At 57.6% G+C, this 21,205-nt stretch carries 26 protein-coding genes and 1 tRNA gene; 12 read left to right on the top strand and 15 right to left on the bottom strand.

Annotated features, from left to right (window positions below; all coding sequences use genetic code 11):
* Positions 1 to 72: 72 nt before the first annotated feature.
* Positions 73 to 261 carry a hypothetical protein gene (locus tag AACY11_RS10320; protein WP_339494619.1) on the bottom strand — a complete coding sequence of 63 codons (189 nt, stop codon included), beginning with the start codon at positions 259 to 261 and terminating at the stop codon, positions 73 to 75.
* A 74-nt stretch (positions 262 to 335) separates the two neighbouring features.
* Between AACY11_RS10320 and AACY11_RS10315 the strand changes: the two genes are divergently transcribed.
* The 9 genes from AACY11_RS10315 (at position 336) to AACY11_RS10275 (ending at position 8,851) form a co-directional block, all read left to right on the top strand.
* Positions 336 to 1,193: a phosphoadenosine phosphosulfate reductase family protein gene (locus AACY11_RS10315; protein WP_339494617.1), complete on the top strand. Its 858-nt coding sequence runs from the start codon at positions 336 to 338 to the stop codon at positions 1,191 to 1,193.
* 277 nt (positions 1,194 to 1,470) lie between these two features.
* The gene (locus tag AACY11_RS10310) at positions 1,471 to 3,516 is read left to right on the top strand and encodes a DNA cytosine methyltransferase (protein WP_339494616.1); all 2,046 of its coding nucleotides are present in this window, start codon (positions 1,471 to 1,473) and stop codon (positions 3,514 to 3,516) included.
* Between the two features lie 268 nt (positions 3,517 to 3,784).
* On the top strand, positions 3,785 to 4,429 hold the full coding sequence (locus AACY11_RS10305) for a hypothetical protein (RefSeq protein ID WP_339494615.1): 645 nt from the start codon (positions 3,785 to 3,787) through the stop codon (positions 4,427 to 4,429).
* The gene (locus AACY11_RS10300) at positions 4,426 to 5,013 is read left to right on the top strand and encodes a hypothetical protein (RefSeq protein ID WP_339494614.1); all 588 of its coding nucleotides are present in this window, start codon (positions 4,426 to 4,428) and stop codon (positions 5,011 to 5,013) included. Before AACY11_RS10305 ends, AACY11_RS10300 begins: the two co-directional genes overlap by 4 nt.
* Before the next feature lie 14 nt (positions 5,014 to 5,027).
* Positions 5,028 to 5,627 carry a hypothetical protein gene (locus AACY11_RS10295; RefSeq protein ID WP_339494612.1) on the top strand — a complete coding sequence of 200 codons (600 nt, stop codon included), beginning with the start codon at positions 5,028 to 5,030 and terminating at the stop codon, positions 5,625 to 5,627.
* Positions 5,628 to 5,715: 88 nt separating this feature from the next.
* On the top strand, positions 5,716 to 6,045 hold the full coding sequence (locus AACY11_RS10290; protein ID WP_339494610.1) for a hypothetical protein: 330 nt from the start codon (positions 5,716 to 5,718) through the stop codon (positions 6,043 to 6,045).
* 49 nt (positions 6,046 to 6,094) lie between these two features.
* Positions 6,095 to 7,231 carry a DNA-methyltransferase gene (locus AACY11_RS10285; RefSeq protein WP_339494609.1) on the top strand — a complete coding sequence of 379 codons (1,137 nt, stop codon included), beginning with the start codon at positions 6,095 to 6,097 and terminating at the stop codon, positions 7,229 to 7,231.
* A 295-nt stretch (positions 7,232 to 7,526) separates the two neighbouring features.
* The gene (locus AACY11_RS10280; RefSeq protein WP_072392567.1) at positions 7,527 to 7,739 is read left to right on the top strand and encodes a hypothetical protein; all 213 of its coding nucleotides are present in this window, start codon (positions 7,527 to 7,529) and stop codon (positions 7,737 to 7,739) included.
* A complete protein-coding gene (locus tag AACY11_RS10275) occupies positions 7,739 to 8,851 on the top strand; it encodes a tyrosine-type recombinase/integrase (RefSeq protein ID WP_339494658.1) in 1,113 nt (370 codons plus the stop codon). The genes AACY11_RS10280 and AACY11_RS10275 overlap by 1 nt, the downstream gene beginning before the upstream one ends.
* A gap of 89 nt (positions 8,852 to 8,940) precedes the next feature.
* Here the strand turns inward: AACY11_RS10275 and AACY11_RS10270 are convergent.
* From AACY11_RS10270 to thrS, 9 genes are all read right to left on the bottom strand, one after another.
* Positions 8,941 to 9,017 (bottom strand) — tRNA-Pro (locus AACY11_RS10270).
* An 89-nt stretch (positions 9,018 to 9,106) separates the two neighbouring features.
* Positions 9,107 to 9,463: a MerR family transcriptional regulator gene (locus AACY11_RS10265; protein ID WP_003179985.1), complete on the bottom strand. Its 357-nt coding sequence runs from the start codon at positions 9,461 to 9,463 to the stop codon at positions 9,107 to 9,109.
* Positions 9,444 to 9,746, bottom strand: a complete 303-nt coding sequence (gene ihfA, locus AACY11_RS10260) for an integration host factor subunit alpha (protein WP_002553164.1) — start codon at positions 9,744 to 9,746, stop codon at positions 9,444 to 9,446. The genes AACY11_RS10265 and ihfA overlap by 20 nt, the downstream gene beginning before the upstream one ends.
* Before the next feature lie 3 nt (positions 9,747 to 9,749).
* Positions 9,750 to 12,128, bottom strand: coding sequence for a phenylalanine--tRNA ligase subunit beta (pheT, locus tag AACY11_RS10255; RefSeq protein ID WP_339494606.1), 2,379 nt, complete (start codon positions 12,126 to 12,128; stop codon positions 9,750 to 9,752).
* 26 nt (positions 12,129 to 12,154) lie between these two features.
* Positions 12,155 to 13,171: a phenylalanine--tRNA ligase subunit alpha gene (pheS, locus tag AACY11_RS10250; RefSeq protein WP_003226365.1), complete on the bottom strand. Its 1,017-nt coding sequence runs from the start codon at positions 13,169 to 13,171 to the stop codon at positions 12,155 to 12,157.
* A 109-nt stretch (positions 13,172 to 13,280) separates the two neighbouring features.
* Positions 13,281 to 13,637: a 50S ribosomal protein L20 gene (gene rplT, locus AACY11_RS10245; protein WP_002553161.1), complete on the bottom strand. Its 357-nt coding sequence runs from the start codon at positions 13,635 to 13,637 to the stop codon at positions 13,281 to 13,283.
* A gap of 28 nt (positions 13,638 to 13,665) precedes the next feature.
* On the bottom strand, positions 13,666 to 13,860 hold the full coding sequence (gene rpmI / locus AACY11_RS10240) for a 50S ribosomal protein L35 (RefSeq protein ID WP_002553160.1): 195 nt from the start codon (positions 13,858 to 13,860) through the stop codon (positions 13,666 to 13,668).
* 60 nt (positions 13,861 to 13,920) lie between these two features.
* Complete coding sequence (gene infC / locus AACY11_RS10235) at positions 13,921 to 14,472, bottom strand: translation initiation factor IF-3 (RefSeq protein WP_221733351.1); 552 nt, start codon at positions 14,470 to 14,472, stop codon at positions 13,921 to 13,923.
* The gene (gene thrS / locus AACY11_RS10230) at positions 14,472 to 16,394 is read right to left on the bottom strand and encodes a threonine--tRNA ligase (protein WP_221733336.1); all 1,923 of its coding nucleotides are present in this window, start codon (positions 16,392 to 16,394) and stop codon (positions 14,472 to 14,474) included. The genes infC and thrS overlap by 1 nt, the downstream gene beginning before the upstream one ends.
* A 371-nt stretch (positions 16,395 to 16,765) precedes the next feature.
* On the opposite strand from thrS, the gene AACY11_RS10225 reads away from it, so the two are divergent.
* Positions 16,766 to 17,068 carry a hypothetical protein gene (locus AACY11_RS10225; RefSeq protein WP_339433980.1) on the top strand — a complete coding sequence of 101 codons (303 nt, stop codon included), beginning with the start codon at positions 16,766 to 16,768 and terminating at the stop codon, positions 17,066 to 17,068.
* A gap of 288 nt (positions 17,069 to 17,356) precedes the next feature.
* Positions 17,357 to 17,569 carry a cold-shock protein gene (locus AACY11_RS10220; protein WP_003179963.1) on the top strand — a complete coding sequence of 71 codons (213 nt, stop codon included), beginning with the start codon at positions 17,357 to 17,359 and terminating at the stop codon, positions 17,567 to 17,569.
* 72 nt (positions 17,570 to 17,641) lie between these two features.
* Here AACY11_RS10220 and AACY11_RS10215 read toward each other — a convergent pair whose 3' ends face one another.
* Entirely contained in the window at positions 17,642 to 17,959 is a 318-nt protein-coding gene (locus AACY11_RS10215) for an I78 family peptidase inhibitor (protein WP_339433981.1), read from the bottom strand.
* 168 nt (positions 17,960 to 18,127) lie between these two features.
* Positions 18,128 to 18,433 (bottom strand): hypothetical protein, encoded by a 306-nt coding sequence (locus tag AACY11_RS10210; RefSeq protein WP_339433982.1) that lies wholly within the window; start codon positions 18,431 to 18,433, stop codon positions 18,128 to 18,130.
* A gap of 132 nt (positions 18,434 to 18,565) precedes the next feature.
* On the opposite strand from AACY11_RS10210, the gene AACY11_RS10205 reads away from it, so the two are divergent.
* Positions 18,566 to 18,778 (top strand): hypothetical protein, encoded by a 213-nt coding sequence (locus tag AACY11_RS10205; protein ID WP_339433983.1) that lies wholly within the window; start codon positions 18,566 to 18,568, stop codon positions 18,776 to 18,778.
* A gap of 33 nt (positions 18,779 to 18,811) precedes the next feature.
* On the opposite strand, the gene AACY11_RS10200 is transcribed toward AACY11_RS10205, so the two are convergent.
* The 3 genes from AACY11_RS10200 to rbsK are packed head-to-tail and all read right to left on the bottom strand — an operon-like array spanning position 18,812 to position 21,190.
* Positions 18,812 to 19,840 (bottom strand): nucleoside hydrolase, encoded by a 1,029-nt coding sequence (locus AACY11_RS10200; protein ID WP_339433984.1) that lies wholly within the window; start codon positions 19,838 to 19,840, stop codon positions 18,812 to 18,814.
* 31 nt (positions 19,841 to 19,871) lie between these two features.
* Positions 19,872 to 20,276, bottom strand: coding sequence for a D-ribose pyranase (gene rbsD / locus AACY11_RS10195; RefSeq protein WP_339433985.1), 405 nt, complete (start codon positions 20,274 to 20,276; stop codon positions 19,872 to 19,874).
* Positions 20,273 to 21,190, bottom strand: coding sequence for a ribokinase (rbsK, locus tag AACY11_RS10190; protein WP_339494605.1), 918 nt, complete (start codon positions 21,188 to 21,190; stop codon positions 20,273 to 20,275). The genes rbsD and rbsK overlap by 4 nt, the downstream gene beginning before the upstream one ends.
* Between the last annotated feature and the right edge of the window lie 15 nt (positions 21,191 to 21,205).

Raw genomic sequence — 21,205 nt, 5'->3', positions numbered from 1 at the left:
TCCCTGAACCAGCCCCATGCCGGGCCGAACACAAATACCGCAAAGGGCGGCAATTTGCCAGCAAGGCCGAATTCAGACGATGCTCGGCTCTTCAACCAGCCGATGCGCCGACGTCATGTAGCTGGCCAGGTCGATCACCTCCCGAAGGAACACGACCACCTCCAGCTTCACTGCGTCGTCCGGCAGCCCTATCCGTTTCAGCATCGCTTTAGCGTCCTCTTCGATAGCCGCTAGCGCATCTACATCGCTCTGTAACCTCATATCGGCCTCCTGCCAGTGTGAGTTCAGAGATACATACCCCACTTCTACGAATCACGCCAGCCGGTGAGGATCCCATGTCGCCATATGAAATATCAGGGACCACCGTAGTGAGCTTTTCCGGCGGACGGACCAGCGCCTACATGCTGCGCCAGGTGCTGGACAGCAACGATGATCTGAGCGATCTGGTCGTCACCTTCGCCAACACCGGTAAAGAACACCCAGCCACGCTGGAGTTTGTTCGGGAGTGCGCCGAGCGCTGGGGAGTGCAGATCATTTGGCTGGAATTCCGGGACAGCGAGGCCGGGTTTGAGGTTGTCGACTTCGCCAGCGCCAGCCGCCAGGGCGAGCCATTCGAGGCGCTGATCTGCAAACGGAAGTACCTGCCCAACCCGGTGACCAGGTTCTGCACCATCGACCTGAAGATCCGCATCATCCACAAGTATCTTCGCAGCCTGGGGCTTTCGACGGAAGACAGCCCCGTAGACATGATGACCGGCATACGCGCCGACGAGCCCCGCCGAGTCGCGAAAATTCGGCACCGGAAGAGCACCAGCGAAAGCAAGTGGGCGAAGATGGTAATGCCGCTGGCTGATACCGGCGTCGGTGTACAGGACGTGACAGACTTTTGGGCCGGTCAACCATTCGACCTGATGCTGCCGACGATTAACGGCCGGACATTGGAAGGCAACTGCGACCTCTGTTTTCTGAAGGGCGCTAAACAGGTCTATTCAATCATCGCTAGCGATCGGCCTAAGGCTGAATGGTGGGCGCGAATGGAAAGCTCGGTGGTGTCCGGCGGCAAATTCACTGGCGATGGCGCCCGGTTCCGCAGCGACCGCCCCAGCTATCAGCAGATGCTCGACTACTCAGACACCCAATTCGACATGTTCGCCGACCACAACGAGGCTATTGCCTGCTTCTGTGGCGACTGAGCCGGCCGCGATCACGGATGCGCCCAGTTGTAGAAATCCTTTTGTACGGTCCCGCACTTCAAGCAGGTAACAGTAAGGTCGGAATCCTCTCCGAACTTCGGTTTTACCCATGGCGTACGTGAAACCAGACCATGCCGCGTCGCGTGGCATCGTTTGGATTTGCACAGATAAACAGCCATCTGCTCAAGCTTGTAGCCAGCCGCATATTTCGGAATTGGCATCTCAATCATCTCCCAACGAACTCTGAGCCCCAACTATAGCTCGGCAAGGATCCTCTATGTCCGCACAGCAGAAGAAACACCCCTTCGATTTCAAAACTCAATACGGACTCGGCTTCAGCACTCAGGACGATGAGATCATTGTCGACTTCTTCTGCGGTGGCGGCGGTGCAGGCACCGGGCTGGAGATGGGGCTGGGCCGAGCGGTGAACGTCGGGAAGAACCACAGCCCTCAAGCCATCAGCATGCACACAGTGAATCATCCCGGCGCCGTGCACTACACCACCGACGTGTTCGAGGGTGATCCGGATACAGAGTGTGGCGGCAAGGCCGTTGGCTGGTTCCACATGTCGCCGGACTGCACGCATCACTCCCAAGCTGCCGGCGGCCAGCCCCGCAAGCGCGAGATCCGGAACCTTTCGTGGATCGGCCTCAAGTGGGCAGGCATGAAGCGCCCCCGGGTGATCAGCCTCGAAAACGTTAAGCAGATTTTGCAGTGGGGCAGACTGGTCGCCAAGCGCGACAAAGCCACCGGCCGCGTTGTGAAACTCGGCGGCGAAGTGGCTGCACCTGGCGAGGTTGTGCCTGTAGGCCAGCAGTTCCTCATCCCAGACCCAAAGCAGCGCGGCCGCACATGGCGCCGATTCGTGGCTCTGCTCGAAGCAATGGGCTACGTCGTCGAGTGGAAAGTAATCAAAGCCTGCGACTTCGGCGCGCCGACCAGTCGGGAGCGTCTGTTCATGATCGCCCGCTGCGACGGTCAGCCGATCGTGTGGCCTGAGCCGACCCACGCCAAGCATCCGGGCAAGGGTCAGCAGAAGTGGCGTACCGCCGCCGAATGCATCGACTGGACCATCCCGAGCAAAAGCATTTTCGACCGGCCCAAGCCACTGGCACCGGCCACCCTGCGTCGAATCGCGAAGGGCATGAAGAAGTTCGTCATAGATGCCGCCAACCCATTCATTGTGCCAATCGCGAACTGGTCCGGTGAAAGTGTCCAGTCTGCGCATGAGCCGCTGCGCACCGTTACCTCTTGGCCTCGCGGCGGATCGTTCGCCATGGCCAGCCCGATCATCGCGCCAGCAACGCACCAAGGCAGCGACCGGATCAACGATCACCACGAACCGTTGCCGACGGTGACCTGCGCAAATCGCGGCGAGCTGACGCTGATCAGTCCGGTGCTGGTCAGTACCGGCGGGCCAGAGTACTCGGGCAAGCCTGCATCACCTGATCAGCCGGCCGGCACGCTGATGACTCAGAATCACCGAGCGATCGCCGCAGCGCACCTGGTGAAGTTCCGGTTTGCGGATGAAGGCAAAGCGCTCGACGAGCCGCTGCCTACCATCACCAGCGGCGGCAACTACCAGCGCCCTGCCGGCGCCGCCCACGCCATGGGTATCTCTACTGTGTTCATGGCTCAGATGAATGGCGGCTTCAACACCACGGCCGCCAAGAGCATCGAGGATCCGATGACCACGGTGACCAACACCGGAAGCCAGCAGCAACTGGTGACCGCCAACCTGGTGCACTTGCGCGGCAACTGCGATACACGGGACGCAGCCGATCCGCTGCACACCATCAGCGCCGGTGGCACTCACCACGGGCTGGTCACCGCCTTCATGGAGCGCCAGTTCGGCGCCAGCGTCGGCCAGGGAGTGGACGAACCGGCACCAACGATCACCGCCGGCGGTGGCGGTAAGAGCTCGCTGGTCGAGCTGCAGCTATCACCAGAGGTTGAAGCCGGTGCGCTGCGGGTCGCCGCATTCCTGATCAGCTACTACGGCACCGAGAACATGAGCGCCGCTGACGCACCAGCGCCAACCATCACCACCAAGGATCGGTTGGGCCTGGTAACCGTCACGATCAAGGGCACGCCTTACGTCATCGTCGACATTTGCCTACGGATGCTGCAACCGGCCGAGCTGTACAAGGCTCAGGGATTCCCTGCCGACTACATCATCAGTCACGGCGCCGACGGCAAGCTTTTCACCAAAACGCAGCAGGTCCACATGTGCGGCAACAGCGTCAGTCCGCCGCCGATGGCAGCGCTGGCACGGGCCAACGATCCGTGGCGCGCTACGTTCGAGGAGGCTGTCGCAGCTTAAAAATATTTTTGCCGATACCGCTCAAACGGCCAGATTTGGGTCACTGCCTTCCCACTATTAGGTTGAGGTCAGAAATTTTTCCTCACCCACTTTTGGAGCAAATGATGCCTTTTGGACTGATTGTTTTGTTGGCAATGATGATTTTGATCAGCCTCTTCGGCGGTTGCGTCGGCTGATGCAGCAAAGCGGGCAGTGATTCTCGCTGCCCGCCGCCTTTCACACACCACTCTCCACCGCCCGGGCATGCCCCGGCATAGGACGCAAAGCCATGCCCACAGAAAACAAACCGGCCGAGCCGCTGAAGGTTGAGCGCTCGACTGTGACCAAGCTGGTGATCACCGGTGCGCCACGGCTTGACCAGATCACTGTGTTCCTTGAGGACTTCGGGCGCCGCAACTGCCCGACCGAGGCGGACCCGAACTACCAGACCGCACAAGGAAAGATCACGATCAACTGCTGGGACAAGAGTTGGAACGCCTACTGGGGCGGCATGGGACCTCGCACGGTTGCCCAGTTCGTGGCCGAATGTGATTGGTGCTACGTACTGAACTGCCTGGATCGAGGGATCAGCAGCACGCGGTTCAGCGGGAACGCGCTTCACGCATTCGCGAAAAAGTGCATTGTCCAGCGCCGCCGGCAACAGACCGGCCGTCACGACTGGGAACTGGATGAGCTGAGTAAAGACGAAGCCCGCGAGCTCTGGCACGACATCGAGGTTCTGCGCAGCGTCGAGTCACCAAACGAATGCTGGCATCACGACAGGCTGCTGACCGAACTGTTCGGAGATGAATGGCATTACCCGGTCGGTGACAAAGCTGTCGAGGAAAACCACGAATTCACATACCTGCGTCGTGTCGTTGAGGCCGTTCAGGACGCACTGCGGCAGGAACAACCACGGCAGGAGGCAGCATGATCAATCTCTTCTGGCGACTGACCGCAAAACTCCTGGCGCGCCCGGCCATCGCCGACTGGCTCATCGCCCGCGCCAAGCTCACCCCGTACCAGCACATCATGTCCGCCGAAGGCACCGAGATGTACATGGGCCGCTGGTGGCTGTTCAACCCGTACAGCCGGGAGACGCACAAGGCTGCGCTCTGGTGGTGCCCGTGGTCGTTCCGCATTCACCACATCATGCGGCCGGATGAAGACCGGGATCTGCACGATCACCCGTGGAACGCCCGGACGATCATCCTGCGCGGCTGGTACAACGAGCAGCGGACGGCGAGCGATTGGTGGAAGAAAGCAGTCAGGGCGTCGATGGTTCCAAACCCAGACCCAAAGATCGTTGAGTGGGTCATGAAGGACGCCTGCGAGTGGCTGAAGCGCTCCGAAGGCGACACCGCCACCCTCAACCACGGCGAGTACCACCGCATCGACCAGGTATCTCCCGGCGGCGTAACCACCCTCTTCATCACCAGCAAGTGGCGCGGTGACTGGGGATTCCTCGTAAACGGCGTGAAGGTGCCTTGGCGCACCTACACCGGTACCGACAACTGATTGGAGATTGCAGGATGAGCGAAGTGAAGCGATATCACGTTCAGCTTTTCAAGCTGGCCGGAAATCAACAGAAGTATGCTCACGGCGCGCTCGGCGCAGTCGAAATTGTTCGAGCCTCCGACTTCGACCGTGTCACCGCCGAGCGTGACGCCCTGCAGCAGCGCCTGAACGCAGCGGATCAGCGGATTGATGAGCTGGAGCAAGACAAGGCGCGGCTGGACGCGCTGGATTCTAATTGCTGGGACGTCCGCTTCAACAGCAGCCCCAACGGCGATGCCGGCGACAGCAGCATCAACATCGAGGTTGTCGGCCATTGGATGGATACGCCGTTTGAGCGCGTCATCGGCGAGAACTACAGCGAGAACCTTCGCGCGGCCATTGACCAAGCGATGACAGCTCCCGCCTATCCGCCTGCGCGCCCTGAATATCCAGAATCTGAATCTGCCAAGGATGATGACTGGCATATGAACCCGTGCAAGCAAGGTCACCGCGATGTCGGTGCCTCGGGCGGTGTGGCAGCGTGCAACCAGTGCGACGAGAAGATCGAAGCAGCCACGACGCAGGAAGCCTTCGAACGCTGGAACGAGACACACCCAGCCACCGAATCGGCCTAATCCCGATAAGAGTACATCTGTACTCCACTCGCAAAACCTGTAACCCCTCCCCTTCAAAGTCAGCCGCTATAGCGGCAAGGACGAAGTCATGTCTGAAGAAATCAAATTGATCCAGCCAGCCCCGGTCGTGCGCGATGAGGACGGCATGTTCCAACATCCCGACCTGCCCGATTTTGATGAGGGTGATGGGGAAAAATGCAAAGCCTGGATCACCGATCAGGGTCTGCAAGTGAAAATGGTCGAACTCGAGTATCACAGCGACCAAACAGTATCTGACCGCTACTTCGAATCCCACGATCCGAATTGCAGCTACTGGGAACCTGACCGCCCCGACGGCGAGGGCTGGTTCTGCCTGGCTATTCACGACACCGACGATGGCCCGGTCTGCTGGTGGGCACGCCGCGAGGTGACGCCATGATCTTCGCCCCGCTCTACATGGCCTACCTCATCTACAAGGGGCCGTGGCGATGACAGAACAACACCGCATTCTGGTCGGCGACTGCATCGACATGATGCGGACGCTGCCGGACAAGTCAGTTCACACCTGCGTTACCAGCCCGCCTTACTTCGGCCTGCGCGATTACGGCGTAGACGGGCAGATTGGCCTGGAGGAAACCCCGGGCGAGTTCATTGCCCGACTGGTCGAAGTGTTCCGCGAAGTGCGTCGAGTACTCCGCGACGACGGTACGGCCTGGGTGAACATGGGAGACAGCTATGCCGGCAGTTGGGGTGCTCATGGCCGTGACGACATGGGCGTAGGCGTCTCCACCATCAGCCAGCGCCAGGTGATGGCCTCACAGCGGAAGGCGAAAGCCACCACTCACGCCGAGTACAAGCCCAAGGATTTGATGGGCATGCCGTGGCGACTGGCCTTCGCCCTCCAGGATGACGGCTGGTATCTGCGTCAGGACATCATCTGGCACAAGCCCAACCCGATGCCTGAGTCTACTCGGGACCGTTGCACCAAGGCCCACGAGTACATCTTTCTGCTCAGCAAAGCGCGGCGGTATCACTGCGACATGGAGGCGATACGCGAGCCGGCGATTTATGGAGCCACGCCCACCGGCGTCGGATTCGGCCACGGGTTCGACGCAGTGACGAAGCCGCGGGTAACGGTACCGACCGGCTGGGATACCTCAACAGGTGACGGTGGCCACGGCGCTTTTCACAAAGAGGGTGCGGAGCGGGCCCGGCGTGACAGCTTCAAGCGAGAGGACTCGAAGCGAGAGCAGGTGATCCCCGGCCAGAACAAAGGCACGCACCGGCCAGACCGAAAGGAAAGCACATGGGACACCGCGACGAGGAACAAGCGTAGCGTGTGGACCGTGGCAACCCACAGTTTCAAGGACGCACACTTCGCCACCTTCCCGCCCGACCTGATACGGCCATGCGTTTTGGCTGGGGCTCCCCGTGGCGGCGTGGTTCTCGACCCGTTCGGCGGGGCCGGCACCACAGCGGTCGTCGCGATGCAGGAAGGTCGCAAGTCGATCCTGTGTGAGCTCAATCCTGAATATGCGGCCATGGCCGAACGCCGGATCTCGGCAGCCTGGCTTGACGGCGCGGCGCAGATGGACGTGTTTCACGACTCAGCGCCGGCCGCTTAATCAGTCAAGAAATCTACTTGCGTTTGCTTTTATCGCCATCTTTCTGAGCAGGAGTTCGATCATCCCCTTTATTAGATCGATGATCGTGCCCACCCGTGTCCTTTTGACGGCCGCTCTCAATGATGCCTTTGCTGGTTCCTGTATCTGAAGGCCCGAAAAGTCCCATGTAGTGCTCCTTGCTCTCAATAGCTCTGATTAGCCGGCTTGCTGCCGGGGTTAAACAAATAGCCCATTTTAATTAGTTTCGCCACATCCTCCCCACCTTCTGCCGCCACGCGCGGCATGGAGCATCACAATGAGAAAAGAGCTGATCAAGATCAGTGAGTTCCAGCGCCGGCGCTGGGGCGAGAACGGCACGCCTCCGTGCCCCCAGGCAATCCGCAACTACATCCGCAATGGCCAGGTGCCCGGCGAGCAGATCGGCAAACTCTGGTACGTTGATTGGACAGCGTTCAGCAGGTCAGACGGCAATGACTTGGTCGCGATGGTATTGAAAGGAGCTGCATGATGGTCCCACGGCCGCGCAACAAGGCGAACAAGAGCCTCCCGCAGAACCTGTACTTCGATTCGCGGCGCTCGACCTATCGCTACCGCCGGCCCACCGACGGTAAATGGTTCCAGTTTGGCTCTGACCGGATCAAAGCGATCGATGCCGCGAAGCAGTTGAATCTGGAGTTCATGCGCGGCGCTGACCTGGTCGGCGCTGTGATGGGCAGCACATCCGAATCGTTCGCCAGTTTCTTGGACACCTACGAGCGCGACGTGCTGCCACCACGGGAGCTGGCGAAAGGAACATTGGGCTTGTACGCAGTGCACTTCCGCCGCTTCCGGAAACAATTCGAAGGCAAAGCGGTTGACCAGATCACGATCCGCATGATCGCGGAGATGCTCGATGCGCTCACGCCGCGCACTGCCAACCAGTGCCGCGCGCTGCTGATCGACATCTTCAACCACGCAGCGGCCAAAGGCCTCTGCCCGGACAACCCGGCCGCCAGCACCATCAACCGAATCGAGAAAAAGCAACGCAAGCGACACACCGTCGAAGGCCTGAAGGCCATCCGGGAGAATTCACCGTTCTGGCTACAGAACGCCATCGACCTCGCGCTCATTACTGCGCAGCGCCGGACGGACATCTTGAACATGCGGTTCGATGGTGTTCGGGAAGGGTTTTTGTATGTCGTGCAGCAGAAGACGGCCAAAGCCAGCGACGCGGCGTGGATCCGGTTCAAAGTGACCGAAGAACTCCAGGCGGTGATCAGCCGGTGCCGTGATGACATCGTCTCGCCGTACCTGATTCACCGCCGGCCCGATCGCAAAAAGCAAAAGCAGGCGCAGACGAAGGACCACTGGACTCAGGTCGAAGAACGGTATTTGACGCGAGCCTTCAAAGAGGCCCGGGAAGTGGCGGGTTGTTACAAGGGATGGAAAGAGGAGGAAATGCCGGGCTTCCACGAAGTGCGAGCACTGTCGCTGCACCTGTATCAGAAAGCCGGAAAGGATGGTCAGAAGATCGCCGGCCACGCCAGCGAAACCATGACCAAAAACTACCAAAAGGATCACGCAGAAATCGTATGGTCTGAGGCAATTCCAGACCTAAATATCAGCGAAATCACCGGGTAGTTTTGCGCGAGTTTTGCGCGGGTTTTGCGCATGCGCAAAAAAGCCGATCCATTTGATCGGCTTAAGTGTCTGATTTTACTCAGGAATTATGGTCGGGACGGAGTGATTCGAACACTCGACCCCTAGCACCCCATGCTAGTGCGCTACCGGACTGCGCTACGCCCCGACTGGTTTTGTAAATCGCTCTTCGCCTCGAAGAGCGCTCAAGAATATATCGCAAGCTTTTGAAAACTGGAAGCATTCAAACGCAGCTTTTTATTTCTTGAGCACAACCAGCACATCTTCGAGCTCGGCAATCATCTGCCGGATCATCTGTTTGTATTGGGTGGTGTCATCTTTGGCTTCATCGCCGGACAGACGCAAGCGTGCGCCGCCGATGGTGAAACCCTGATCGTAAAGGAGCGCACGGATTTGCCGGATCATCAGCACATCCTGGCGCTGATAATACCGGCGGTTACCGCGGCGTTTGACGGGGTTGAGTTGAGGAAACTCCTGCTCCCAGTAACGCAGCACGTGTGGCTTTACAGCACACAGTTCGCTGACTTCACCGATGGTGAAGTAACGTTTGCCCGGGATAACGGGAAGTTCGTCGTTATGACTTGGTTCCAGCATAAGCCTCAACTCGGGCCTTCAACTTCTGCCCTGGACGAAAGGTGACCACACGGCGAGCCGTGATCGGGATTTCTTCCCCCGTTTTCGGGTTGCGGCCAGGCCGCTGGCGTTTGTCCCGAAGGTCGAAATTGCCGAAACCCGACAATTTGACCTGCTCGTTGTCTTCAAGAGCGTGCCTGATTTCCTCAAAAAACAGTTCTACCAATTCCTTGGCTTCCCGCTTGTTCAGGCCCAGCTCTTCATACAGACGTTCCGCCATCTCAGCTTTCGTCAAAGCCCCCATACGTCACTTCCTTAACGTGGCGTTCAACCTTTGTTCGAGCGAGGTGAGGATATTTTGCGTCGTCGAATTCACCTCATCGTCATTAAGAGTGCGCGATGGATGCTGCCAGGTCAAGCCAACTGCGAGGCTTTTTCTATCAGGATCAATACCTTTACCCTGATATACGTCAAACAGCCTGAGATCTGTGAGCCATTCGCCTGCATTTTCACGAATTACGTCCAATACAGCGGAGGCTGCGACGTCTTTGTGTGCGATCAGTGCAAGGTCACGACGCACTTCAGGAAAGCGCGACAACTCGTGGAATTTCGGCATTTTACCGAGCGCCACTTCAGCCAGGATCAGCTCGAAAACGAAGACAGGGCGGTCGAGACCGAGAGCCTTCGACAATTCAGGGTGGATTGCGCCAATAAAGCCGACCTCACGCCCTTCGCGCTCAATGCGCGCGGTTTGACCTGGGTGCAGCGCCGGGTGTTTGCCCGGAACGAAGGTGAACGTATCCAGTGCACCAGCGAAGCCCAGCACAGCTTCCACGTCAGCTTTGACGTCGAAGAAATCAACCGTATCGCGACCTTGCGCCCAGCCTTCCGGCAGACGGCTACCGCAAACAACGCCCGACAGCATCGGCTCTTGCTTCAGACCTTCGAGCTGACCGACAAAACGCAAACCGCTTTCGAACAAACGCACACGGTCTTGCTGACGGTTCAGATTGTGCTGCAAGGCTTTAACCAGACCTGGCCACAACGACGAACGCATGGCGGCCATATCGTTGGAGATCGGATTGGCCAACAACAGCGGCTCGACGCCCGGATTAAAAAGATCGAACTGTTTCGGATCGATGAAGCTGTAGGTGATCGCTTCCTGATAACCACGAGCCACCAACAGACGGCGCAATTCAGGCAGATCGCTACGCGCTTCGGCCTTGGCTTGGGGCGCCAGACGCGCTTGCGGGTAGCGCACCGGCAGACGGTTGTATCCATACAAACGAGCCAGCTCTTCGATCAGGTCGACCTCCAGGCTGATATCGAAGCGATGGCTTGGCACTTCAACGCGCCACTGCCCTGCTCCGTCGGCGGAAATACTCAGGCCCAGGCCGCTGAGCAGACGCTCGACCTGCGCCGAATCCATTTCCATGCCCAGCATTTGGGTGATGCGCTGCGCACGCAGAGTGATCGGGGCGATCGACGGCAAGTGCTGCTCGCTGACGGTCTCGATGATCGGGCCGGCTTCGCCACCAGTGATTTCCAGCAGCAGGCCAGTGGCGCGCTCCATGGCTTCACGGGCCAGTTGCCAGTCAACACCGCGCTCGTAGCGGTGCGAAGCATCGGTGTGCAGACCGTACGAACGGGCCTTGCCCGCGACAGCGATCTGATCAAAGAACGCACTCTCAAGGAACACATCTCGAGTGGTCGCGGATACACCGCTGTGCTCGCCACCCATCACACCGGCAATCGCCAGGGCGCGGGTATGGTCGGCAATCACCAGCGTATCGCCGCGCAGGCTGACTTCCTGACCGTCCAGCAGAATCAGCTTCTCGCCCTCTTCCGCCATGCGCACGCGGATGCCGCCATTGATTTGGGCGAGATCGAAGGCGTGCAGCGGCTGACCGAGTTCTAGCATCACGTAGTTAGTGATGTCGACGGCAGCATCAATGCTACGCACATCAGCGCGACGCAGACGCTCAACCATCCACAGCGGGGTTGGCTTGGACAGGTCAACGTTGCGGATGACACGGCCCAAGTAGCGCGGGCACGCGGCTGGTGCCAGCACTTCTACCGAACGCACTTCGTCGTGCACGGCAGGAATGGCCATGACCACCGGACGGGTGACCGGAGCCGCATACAGCGCGCCGACTTCACGGGCCAGACCGGCCAGCGACAGGCAGTCACCGCGGTTGGGGGTCAGGTCGACCTCGATGCTGGCGTCTTCCAGGTCCAGGTACACGCGAAAGTCTTCGCCCACCGGCGCATCGACCGGCAACTCCATCAGACCATCGTTGCCTTCACCGACTTGCAACTCGGCTTGCGAGCACAGCATGCCGTTGGACTCAACGCCCCGCAGCTTGGCCTTCTTGATCTTGAAATCGCCCGGCAGTTCTGCACCGATCATCGCGAACGGAATCTTCAGGCCCGGGCGCACGTTTGGCGCTCCGCACACGACCTGGAAGGTTTGCGCGCCATTGCTGACCTGGCACACACGCAGTTTGTCGGCATCAGGGTGCTGCTCGGTACTCAGTACCTCGCCCACTACCACGCCACTGAATACACCGGCGGCCGGGGTCACGCTATCGACCTCAAGACCGGCCATCGACAGACGGGCAACCAACTCGTCGCGATTTACCTGCGGGCTAACCCAGCCACGCAGCCATTGTTCACTGAATTTCATCCTGCTCTCCTAAGAATTCGTTACGACTAGCGAAATTGCGCGAGGAACCGCAAGTCGTTGTCGAAGAACAGACGCAAGTCGTTCACGCCGTAACGGAGCATGGCCAGACGCTCGACGCCCATGCCGAAGGCAAAGCCGGAGAACTCCTCTGGATCAATGCCGGACATGCGCAGCACGTTCGGGTGAACCATGCCGCAGCCCATCACTTCCAGCCAGCCAGTCTGCTTGCAGACACGGCAACCTTTACCGCTGCACATCACACATTCCATGTCGACTTCAGCGGATGGCTCGGTGAACGGGAAATAGGAAGGACGGAAACGTACGGCCAGTTCTTTCTCGAAGAAGACCCGCAGGAACTCTTCGATAGTGCCTTTGAGATCGGCAAAATTGATATCGCGATCAACCAGCAGGCCTTCGACCTGGTGGAACATCGGCGAGTGGGTGATATCGGAGTCGCTACGGTACACGCGGCCTGGGCAGACGATGCGGATCGGCGGCTGCTTGGATTCCATGGTGCGAACCTGTACCGGCGAGGTATGGGTGCGCAACAACATGTTGGCGTTGAAATAGAAGGTATCGTGCATCGACCGGGCCGGGTGATGGCCTGGGATGTTGAGCGCTTCAAAGTTGTGATAGTCGTCTTCGACTTCAGGGCCTTCGGCGATGCCGTAGCCGATACGCGTGAAGAACTGTTCGACACGCTCCAGAGTCCGAGTAACCGGGTGCAGGCCACCAGAGGTCTGACCGCGACCCGGCAACGTCACGTCAATGGATTCGGCAGACAGTTTGGCAGCCAGTTCAGCTTCTTCAAACAGAGCCATGCGCGCATTGAGAACGCCTGTGACACGTTCCTTGGCAACGTTGATCAGGGCGCCGACTTGCGGACGCTCTTCTGCCGGCAAATTCCCCAGGGTCTTCATCACCTGAGTCAACTCGCCCTTTTTGCCAAGGTATTGAACCCGGATTTGCTCCAGGGCATTGATATCTTCAGCGCTTTGCACAGCCTCTAGTGCTTGAGAGACCAGCGCATCCAGGTTTTCCATGTACAGACTCCAGATACAAAATAGGGGAAGAGCTTGAAGGCTCTTCCCCTATTTATGACGTTTAACACCAAGCCCCACAGAGGTGAGGCCGGGTGACTGTCGGGGGTACTTAAGCCAAGGTGGCTTTAGCTTTCTCGACAATCGCAGCAAACGCCGCTTTTTCGTTCACTGCCAGATCAGCCAGAACCTTACGGTCGATCTCGATGGACGCTTTTTTCAGGCCAGCGATGAAACGGCTGTAGGACAGGCCGTTAACACGAGCACCAGCATTGATACGAGCGATCCACAGAGCGCGGAACTGACGTTTTTTCTGACGACGGTCACGGTAGGCGTATTGGCCTGCCTTGATTACCGCTTGCTTGGCAACACGGAATACGCGGGAGCGTGCGCCGTAGTAGCCTTTAGCAAGTTTCAGAATTTTTTTGTGACGCTTACGGGCAATGACGCCACGCTTTACACGAGCCATGAGTTACTTCCTCTATTCTTGACTAAAATTAACGAAGGCGCAGCATGCGCTCGACTTTTGCCACGTCAGACGGATGCAGCAAGCTGCTACCGCGCAGTTGACGCTTACGCTTGGTCGACATTTTAGTCAGGATGTGGCTCTTGAAAGCGTGCTTGTGCTTGATACCGTTAGCAGTTTTCAGAAACCGCTTAGCAGCACCACTTTTGGTTTTCATTTTTGGCATGTTCGGATACTCCGCATTCAGTTGATAAACATAATCAGAAGGCCTGCCGTGCCCTGTTGATTACTTCTTCTTTTTCGGGGCGATGACCATGATCAGCTGGCGTCCTTCCATCTTAGGATGCTGTTCGACCGAACCGTACTCGAGCAGGTCAGCTTCAACCCGCTTGAGCAGTTCCATCCCCAGCTCCTGGTGGGCCATCTCACGGCCGCGGAATCGCAAGGATACCTTGGCCCTGTCCCCATCACTCAGGAAACGTACCAGGTTGCGCAGTTTTACCTGGTAATCCCCTTCCTCCGTCCCTGGACGAAACTTGATTTCTTTAACCTGAATCTGCTTCTGGTTTTTCTTGGCCGCGGCAACCTGCTTCTTCTTTTCGAAGATCGATTTGCCGTAGTCCATCAACTTGCAAACAGGGGGTGCTGCATCGGCGGAAATTTCCACCAAATCCAGCTTGGCCTCTTCAGCCTTAAGAAGCGCGTCTTCAATTGACACAATCCCAAGCTGTTCACCTTCAGCCCCAATTAACCGAACCTCGCGTGCCGAGATATTCTCGTTGATCGGGGCTTTCGGTGCAGCTCGTTTATCTTGTCTCATTTCACGCTTAATAGTAATTACTCCGAATCTGGGCGACCACGCCGGGAAACCGCTTGCGCGAGAAACTCAGCGAACTGGGCGACGGGCATCGAGCCCAGGTCAGCACCTTCACGAGTACGCACAGCGACAGTCTGCATCTCGACTTCCTTATCTCCGATAACCAAAAGATAGGGAACCTTGAGCAAAGTATGCTCACGGATTTTAAAGCCGATCTTTTCATTTCTCAAGTCGGACTTGGCACGAAATCCGCTTTCGTTGAGAGTTTTTTCAACTTCAGCAACAAAATCCGCCTGTTTATCAGTGATATTCATGATCACTGCCTGGGTTGGCGCCAGCCAAGCAGGGAACGCACCTTCATAGTGCTCGATCAAAATCCCGACGAAACGCTCGAAAGAACCGAGGATCGCGCGGTGCAACATGACCGGGTGCTTGCGGCTGTTGTCTTCGGAGACGTATTCGGCGCCGAGACGGACAGGCAGGTTGAAATCGAGCTGTAAGGTACCACACTGCCACACGCGACCGAGGCAATCTTTCAGCGAGAACTCGATCTTGGGACCGTAGAACGCACCCTCACCCGGCTGCAGATCGTACGGCAGGCCCGCAGAATCGAGGGCAGCAGCCAGTGCAGCCTCAGCGCGATCCCACAACTCGTCGGAGCCCACGCGTTTTTCCGGACGAGTGGACAGCTTCATCTCGACATCGGTAAAGCCGAAGTCACGATAAACATCCATGGTCAACTTGATGAACGCGGCGGATTCGGCCTGCATCTGCTCTTCAGTGCAGAAGATGTGGGCATCGTCCTGAGTGAACCCACGCACACGCATAATGCCGTGCAATGCGCCCGACGGCTCGTTACGGTGGCAGGCACCGAACTCGGCCAGACGCATCGGCAGTTCACGGTAGCTCTTCAGGCCCTGATTGAACACCTGCACATGGCAGGGGCAATTCATCGGTTTGATGGCGTAGTCGCGACTTTCCGACTGCGTGGTGAACATGTTGTCAGCGTAGTTGGCCCAATGCCCGGATTTCTCCCACAGGCTACGGTCAACCACTTGCGGCGTTTTGATCTCGAGATAGCCGTTATCGCGCTGAACCTTGCGCATGTACTGCTCAAGCACTTGGTACAGAGTCCAGCCATTCGGGTGCCAGAACACCATGCCCGGCGCTTCTTCCTGGGTATGGAACAGGCCCAAGCGCTTGCCGATCTTGCGATGATCGCGTTTTTCAGCTTCTTCGATGCGCTGTATGTAAGCTGCCAGTTGCTTCTTGTCTGCCCAAGCGGTGCCATAAACGCGCTGCAATTGCTCGTTCTTGGCATCGCCGCGCCAGTAGGCACCCGACAGCTTGGTCAGCTTGAAGGATTTCAGGAACCGTGTATTAGGCACGTGCGGACCGCGGCACATGTCAACGTATTCTTCGTGGTAGTACAGGCCCATGGCCTGCTCGTTCGGCATGTCCTCGACCAGACGCAGCTTATAGTCTTCACCACGAGCCTTGAACACTTCGATCACTTCGGCACGCGGAGTGACTTTCTTGATGACGTCGTAATCTTTTTCGATCAGCTGCTGCATGCGCTGTTCGATAGCAGCCATATCGTCCGGAGTAAAAGGACGTTCGAAGGCGATGTCGTAATAAAAACCTTCATCAATGACCGGGCCGATCACCATTTTGGCAGTCGGGTACAACTGCTTGACCGCATGACCAACCAGGTGGGCGCAAGAGTGACGAATGATCTCCAGCCCTTCTTCATCCTTAGGCGTGATGATTTGCAGGGTCGCGTCGCTGCTGATGATATCGCTGGCGTCGACCAGTTGACCATTGACCTTACCGGCCAGAGTCGCCTTGGCCAGACCTGCACCGATGGATGCGGCAACTTCGGCTACGGAAACCGGGTGATCGAATGAACGTTGACTGCCGTCGGGAAGAGTAATAGTTGGCATGGCGCCTCCTCTCCTAGTGGTGACCCCTACCAAAGGTCACGTGGGTTGGGATGAGCCAGTACAAGATCCGATCCAGGCCATTCAATGACGAACGCCTGCCTTACAGCGGCAGGAGCCTTGCGGCCAACCGGAAAACCGAACCAGAGTGACTGGGATTCAAATCAGGATATTCGCACGTTGACCGCTGCCGGGACTGAAGGTCATCCGGAGCCTGAGAACGCTTGAGCCAGGCATGCTAGCACAGATGAGCGGTCACTTATGCCTCAGTTTCATCAGAAGGCATATCGTCTGCTTTTATGCCAGAGTGCTGAACTTGATAGGCCCTTCAGCCCTCAGATAAAAAGACATTGACCCACAAGGAGCATCCTCGCATGCGTCTGAATACCTTATTCGCCGTAGTCGCCCCCATTGTTCTGCTGCTGCCATTGAGCGCTCACGCTGACTGGCCGAAGGGCGAGCGTCAGAAGTACATGACGCAGTGCACGGAGGCGGCCACCCCACAGATCGGCGCCGCAGCGGCCAAATCTCATTGCGCCTGTGGTGCTGATGCAATCAAGTCGTACCCGGCGAGCGACATTCAGGCGCTGATGGACAACAAGGCGACCCCTGAACTGCAGCAGAAAGCGCTGCGCCAAATCGCCAAATGCAAGGCGAATACTCCGGCGAAAAAGTAGGACAAAAAGCGTCCTGACTCGGCCCAGCGCCCTTGAAAAGGGCTGAATTTGCGTCTTTTCAGACGATTTATGCAGGTTTTACAGGTTTTTTTATCGTCTTTACGTTCCGCTAAAAGCCTTATAAAACGGGGCTTTCAGCCGATAAAGGCAGTAAAGAAAACACGACTGATTGGCAAACAGCACGTCCGGGGGGCTACCAAAGCGAACATTTCGACTATGATACCCGGGTGTGCCCAGTTGGCCTGAGCAGCACAGTACTGAAAAATATATGTTTCTTGGAGATACACCATGTCTAATCGCCAAACCGGCACCGTTAAGTGGTTCAACGATGAAAAAGGCTTCGGCTTCATCACTCCTCAAGGTGGCGGTGACGACCTGTTCGTACACTTCAAAGCTATCGAATCCGACGGTTTCAAAAGCCTGAAAGAAGGCCAGACCGTTTCCTTCGTGGCTGAGAAAGGCCAAAAGGGTATGCAAGCTGCACAGGTTCGCCCAGAGTAATTTCTCGGCGCACTAAAAAAACCCCGTCCATGTGACGGGGTTTTTTATGCCTGTAACAAAAGCAGCCTGTAATCAGCCGCAGTTGACGCGAGTGATTACCAGGTTGTTGTCGGTGTTCAGGTTCAAGCGATCGGAGCGGTATTCCAGCGTAATCATGTCATTGGGCTTGAGGAAGCGCGCGTTCTGCGCACCTGCCTTGGCGCGGGCCTGCTCCAGCAGCTCTGGCGAAGCTTTTTTGCCAATGGCGAACTCCGCCGCCGTCGCTTCACATCGGCTGTGACCGGTTTCGGTCGCCACGGACTCCTTTGCCGACTCGCTGGAGGTTGTACTGCAACCGGCCAACAGGGCGACGGCCATAAGTGCACCCAGTGACGCGAACTTCAAAGACATGAAGCCTCCTTGTTTTCAAATAGTTAACTGAGATCGTGCGACCGCCAATCCGGCGTTTGGTTTCATGACAACTGCCATCACCCTGCCCCACGACAGGAAAAACGCCGAGTGTGCCTGAACGGCGCTCAGCCTGCTCACCAATCAATCGTGACTTAATATTTACGAAGTTCAGTAGACGTCGATGTAGTCATACGGCGGATTCGGCCAGTTGTCCTTGAGCGCATTGAAAATCTGCATCACCCACACCTCGTCGCTGGCCGCAATATTCCCCACATAACCTGAGCCCTTGGCCCAGGTTTCAAGTCGAAACAGCAGGTCGTCAATATCCTGCCCGCCAGTTACTCCCGACGAGATGTAGGCGATACCGCCCTTGGTCACGCGCAATTGCGTGTGTTCATCATCGCTGGCCGATGCCAGCAAATGGCGTACAGCGTCGAGCGTGAGGCCATCAGGAGTATTCAAATCGATCTGCACAACACGATCCTTGGATAAGCCGGAAAAGACCAAGTGTCGCATAGCGCTGCGCTCATGCCTAAGTCACAGTGCCAAACGCCCGACAAAATGGTTAACTCGACGCACAGACCTCCCGACTTTTCGAGCCTGATCATGACCAGCGTAAGCATCGACGCCGACATCAAAGCCAAATGGGCAGACGGACATAGCTCTTACAGTCCGGGAACCACCGAAGAGTTGGCGCTTATTGGTATCGATCTATTGATCAAGGAACTGGGAACGGAAGCCGCCCAGCTATTCATCGAGCAGATTTTCGAGCGCTCCCGAACCGAACAGATCAAGCATGAACACGCCGAGAGGGAATAGAAACCCGCAGGCTGGCGCCTGCGGGCCGATCATTTACTTCAGACGCTTCAGGCGCTCGGTCAGCAGATCGAAGAAACCCTGGGCATCGCCATTTTCAACCCAGAATGCGTTCTTCGGTGCCTTGAGGCCGTCATACCAGTCGACAATGGTCTGACCGAAGGTCGGCCCTTCACGGCTATCGACCACAACATTCACCGAACGACCGGTGAACAGTTCCGGCTTGAGCAGATAAGCCACGACAGTGGCGTCATGCACCGGGCCGCCCGGAATGCCGTAGTGTTCCATATCCCCTTTGATGTACTCGTTGAGGATGTCACCGACAATTTTGCTCGCATTATTGTTGAGCGCAGCAATCTGCTTCAGACGCGCATCACTGGTGAGAATCTTGTGGGTAACGTCCAGTGGCAGATAGGTCAGCTTGACGCCACTTTTGAGCACGACGTCAGCCGCTTGCGGATCCGCAAACAGATTGAACTCAGCCACAGGGGTGATGTTGCCACCATTGAAGTGCGCACCGCCCATCACCACCACTTCCTTGATGCCCTGAACAATGTCGGGCTCTTGGATCAGCGCCAGCGCCAGGTTGGTCTGCGGGCCGAGCATGGCGATAGTGATGCTGTGTGGCTTGGCTTTTTTCAGGGTGTCGATCAGGTAGTTGACCGCGTTACCTTCTGCCAGACCTTTTTTCGGTTCGTGCACGCTGACACCCGACAGGCCTTCCTTGCCATGGATGTTCTCGGCGTAGATCGGTGTGCGCATCAGTGGCTTCGGCGCACCGGCATAAACCGGCACCTCCTCGCGCCCTGCCCACTCGCGAGCCAGACGCGCGTTACGCGACGTTTTGTCGAGTCGCACGTTGCCAGCCACGGTGGTCAACGCACGAATATTCAGTTCGTCCGGCGAAGCCAGAGCGAACAGCAACGCGACCACGTCGTCAGCGCCCGGATCAGTGTCGATGATCAGGTCGATTTTTTCCGCCGCCTGAGCGCCGGTTGCGGTTATCACGGACAAAAGCAGCAGGCTCCGGATGAAGTGATGCAGTTTTTTAGCATAGCGTTGCATGGCGCATTCCTTGTGCTTGTGAAAACGAAAATTAGAACGTTACTCCGGCGACCAGCACGATGTTGCAGTACGGCTGACATTCTCCCGTACGAACAATCGCCCGAGCCTGTCGGCTGAGTACTTTGAATTGCTCGTGACTGAGCAGATCGCGACGCCCCAGCGCGCCTTCTTCATTCAGCTCGTCCAGTGTGGTCAGCGCAGTCGGCTGCTTGTCGAAGATTTCTTTGGCCAGCGCATGGCTTTCCACCTGCATCTCACTGAGCACGACCTTCAAGGTGCTGACGAAATCCGGAACGCCGTGGGTCAGCGCCAGATCAATCAGTTCAACACCCGGCGGCACCGGCAGCCCGGCATCACCGATCACGACCATGTCGCCATGGCCCAGAGATGCGATCAGTCGTGACAGCGCGACGTTGAGTAGAGGAGTCTTTTTCATGAGGGTTTGAAGGCCTGTACGTCGGACATTGTTGGAATGGATGGCTGGGCGCCGGCCCGAGTGACCGACAATGCCGCAGCAATTTGCCCGTATCGAATCGCTTCGGCCTCGGACTTGCCATCAGCCAACGCAGCGGCAAAACCACCGACGAAGGTGTCACCCGCCGCCGTGGTGTCGACAGCTTTCACTTTCGGCGCAGGGAAATGCTCGAAACCTTTACCGTTAGCGAATAAAGACCCCTCGGCACCCAGGGTGATGATGACTTTGCCAGCCCCCATTGCGATCAAGTGACTTGCCGCATGTTCGGCGGTTTCCAGCGAGTCAACCGGCAAGCCACTCAACGCGGCAGCTTCACTCTCATTGGGAATCAGGTAATCGATCGCCCCAAACCAGTCTGCCGGCAAAGGACGACTGGCCGGCGCTGGATTGAGGATAACGGTCTTGCCCAGCGCTCGCGCACGCTTGAGCGCATGCCCCACCGTCGCATCCGGGATCTCGAGCTGGCAGATGACAACATCAGCCGCTTGCACTACAGCATCGAACCGATCGATCACCGCTGGCGTCATTGCGCCGTTGGCTCCAGCAACGATCACAATGGCGTTCTGACTGTTGTCATCGACTACGATCAACGCCACACCACTTGAATCCTCGACAACGCTCACCGCCTGACAATCGATCTGTTCGGCCAGCAAGGCGTCACGCAATTGCACGCCATAGTCGTCATTACCGACACAGCCAACCATTGCCACTTGTGCACCCAATCTCGCCGCAGCCACGGCCTGATTGGCGCCCTTGCCGCCGGACACGGTCTTGAAGGAATGTCCGATCAGCGTTTCACCGCCCCGGGGCAGCCGAGGCGCCCGGGTCACCAGATCCATGTTCAGGCTGCCTATTACCACTACATTTGCTGGCATACATCACTACTCGTC

Source organism: Pseudomonas sp. RA_105y_Pfl2_P56 (genome assembly GCF_963970845.1).
Taxonomy (GTDB): Bacteria; Pseudomonadota; Gammaproteobacteria; order Pseudomonadales; family Pseudomonadaceae; genus Aquipseudomonas; species Aquipseudomonas baetica_A.
This window is presented reverse-complemented; position numbering and strand designations above follow the sequence as displayed.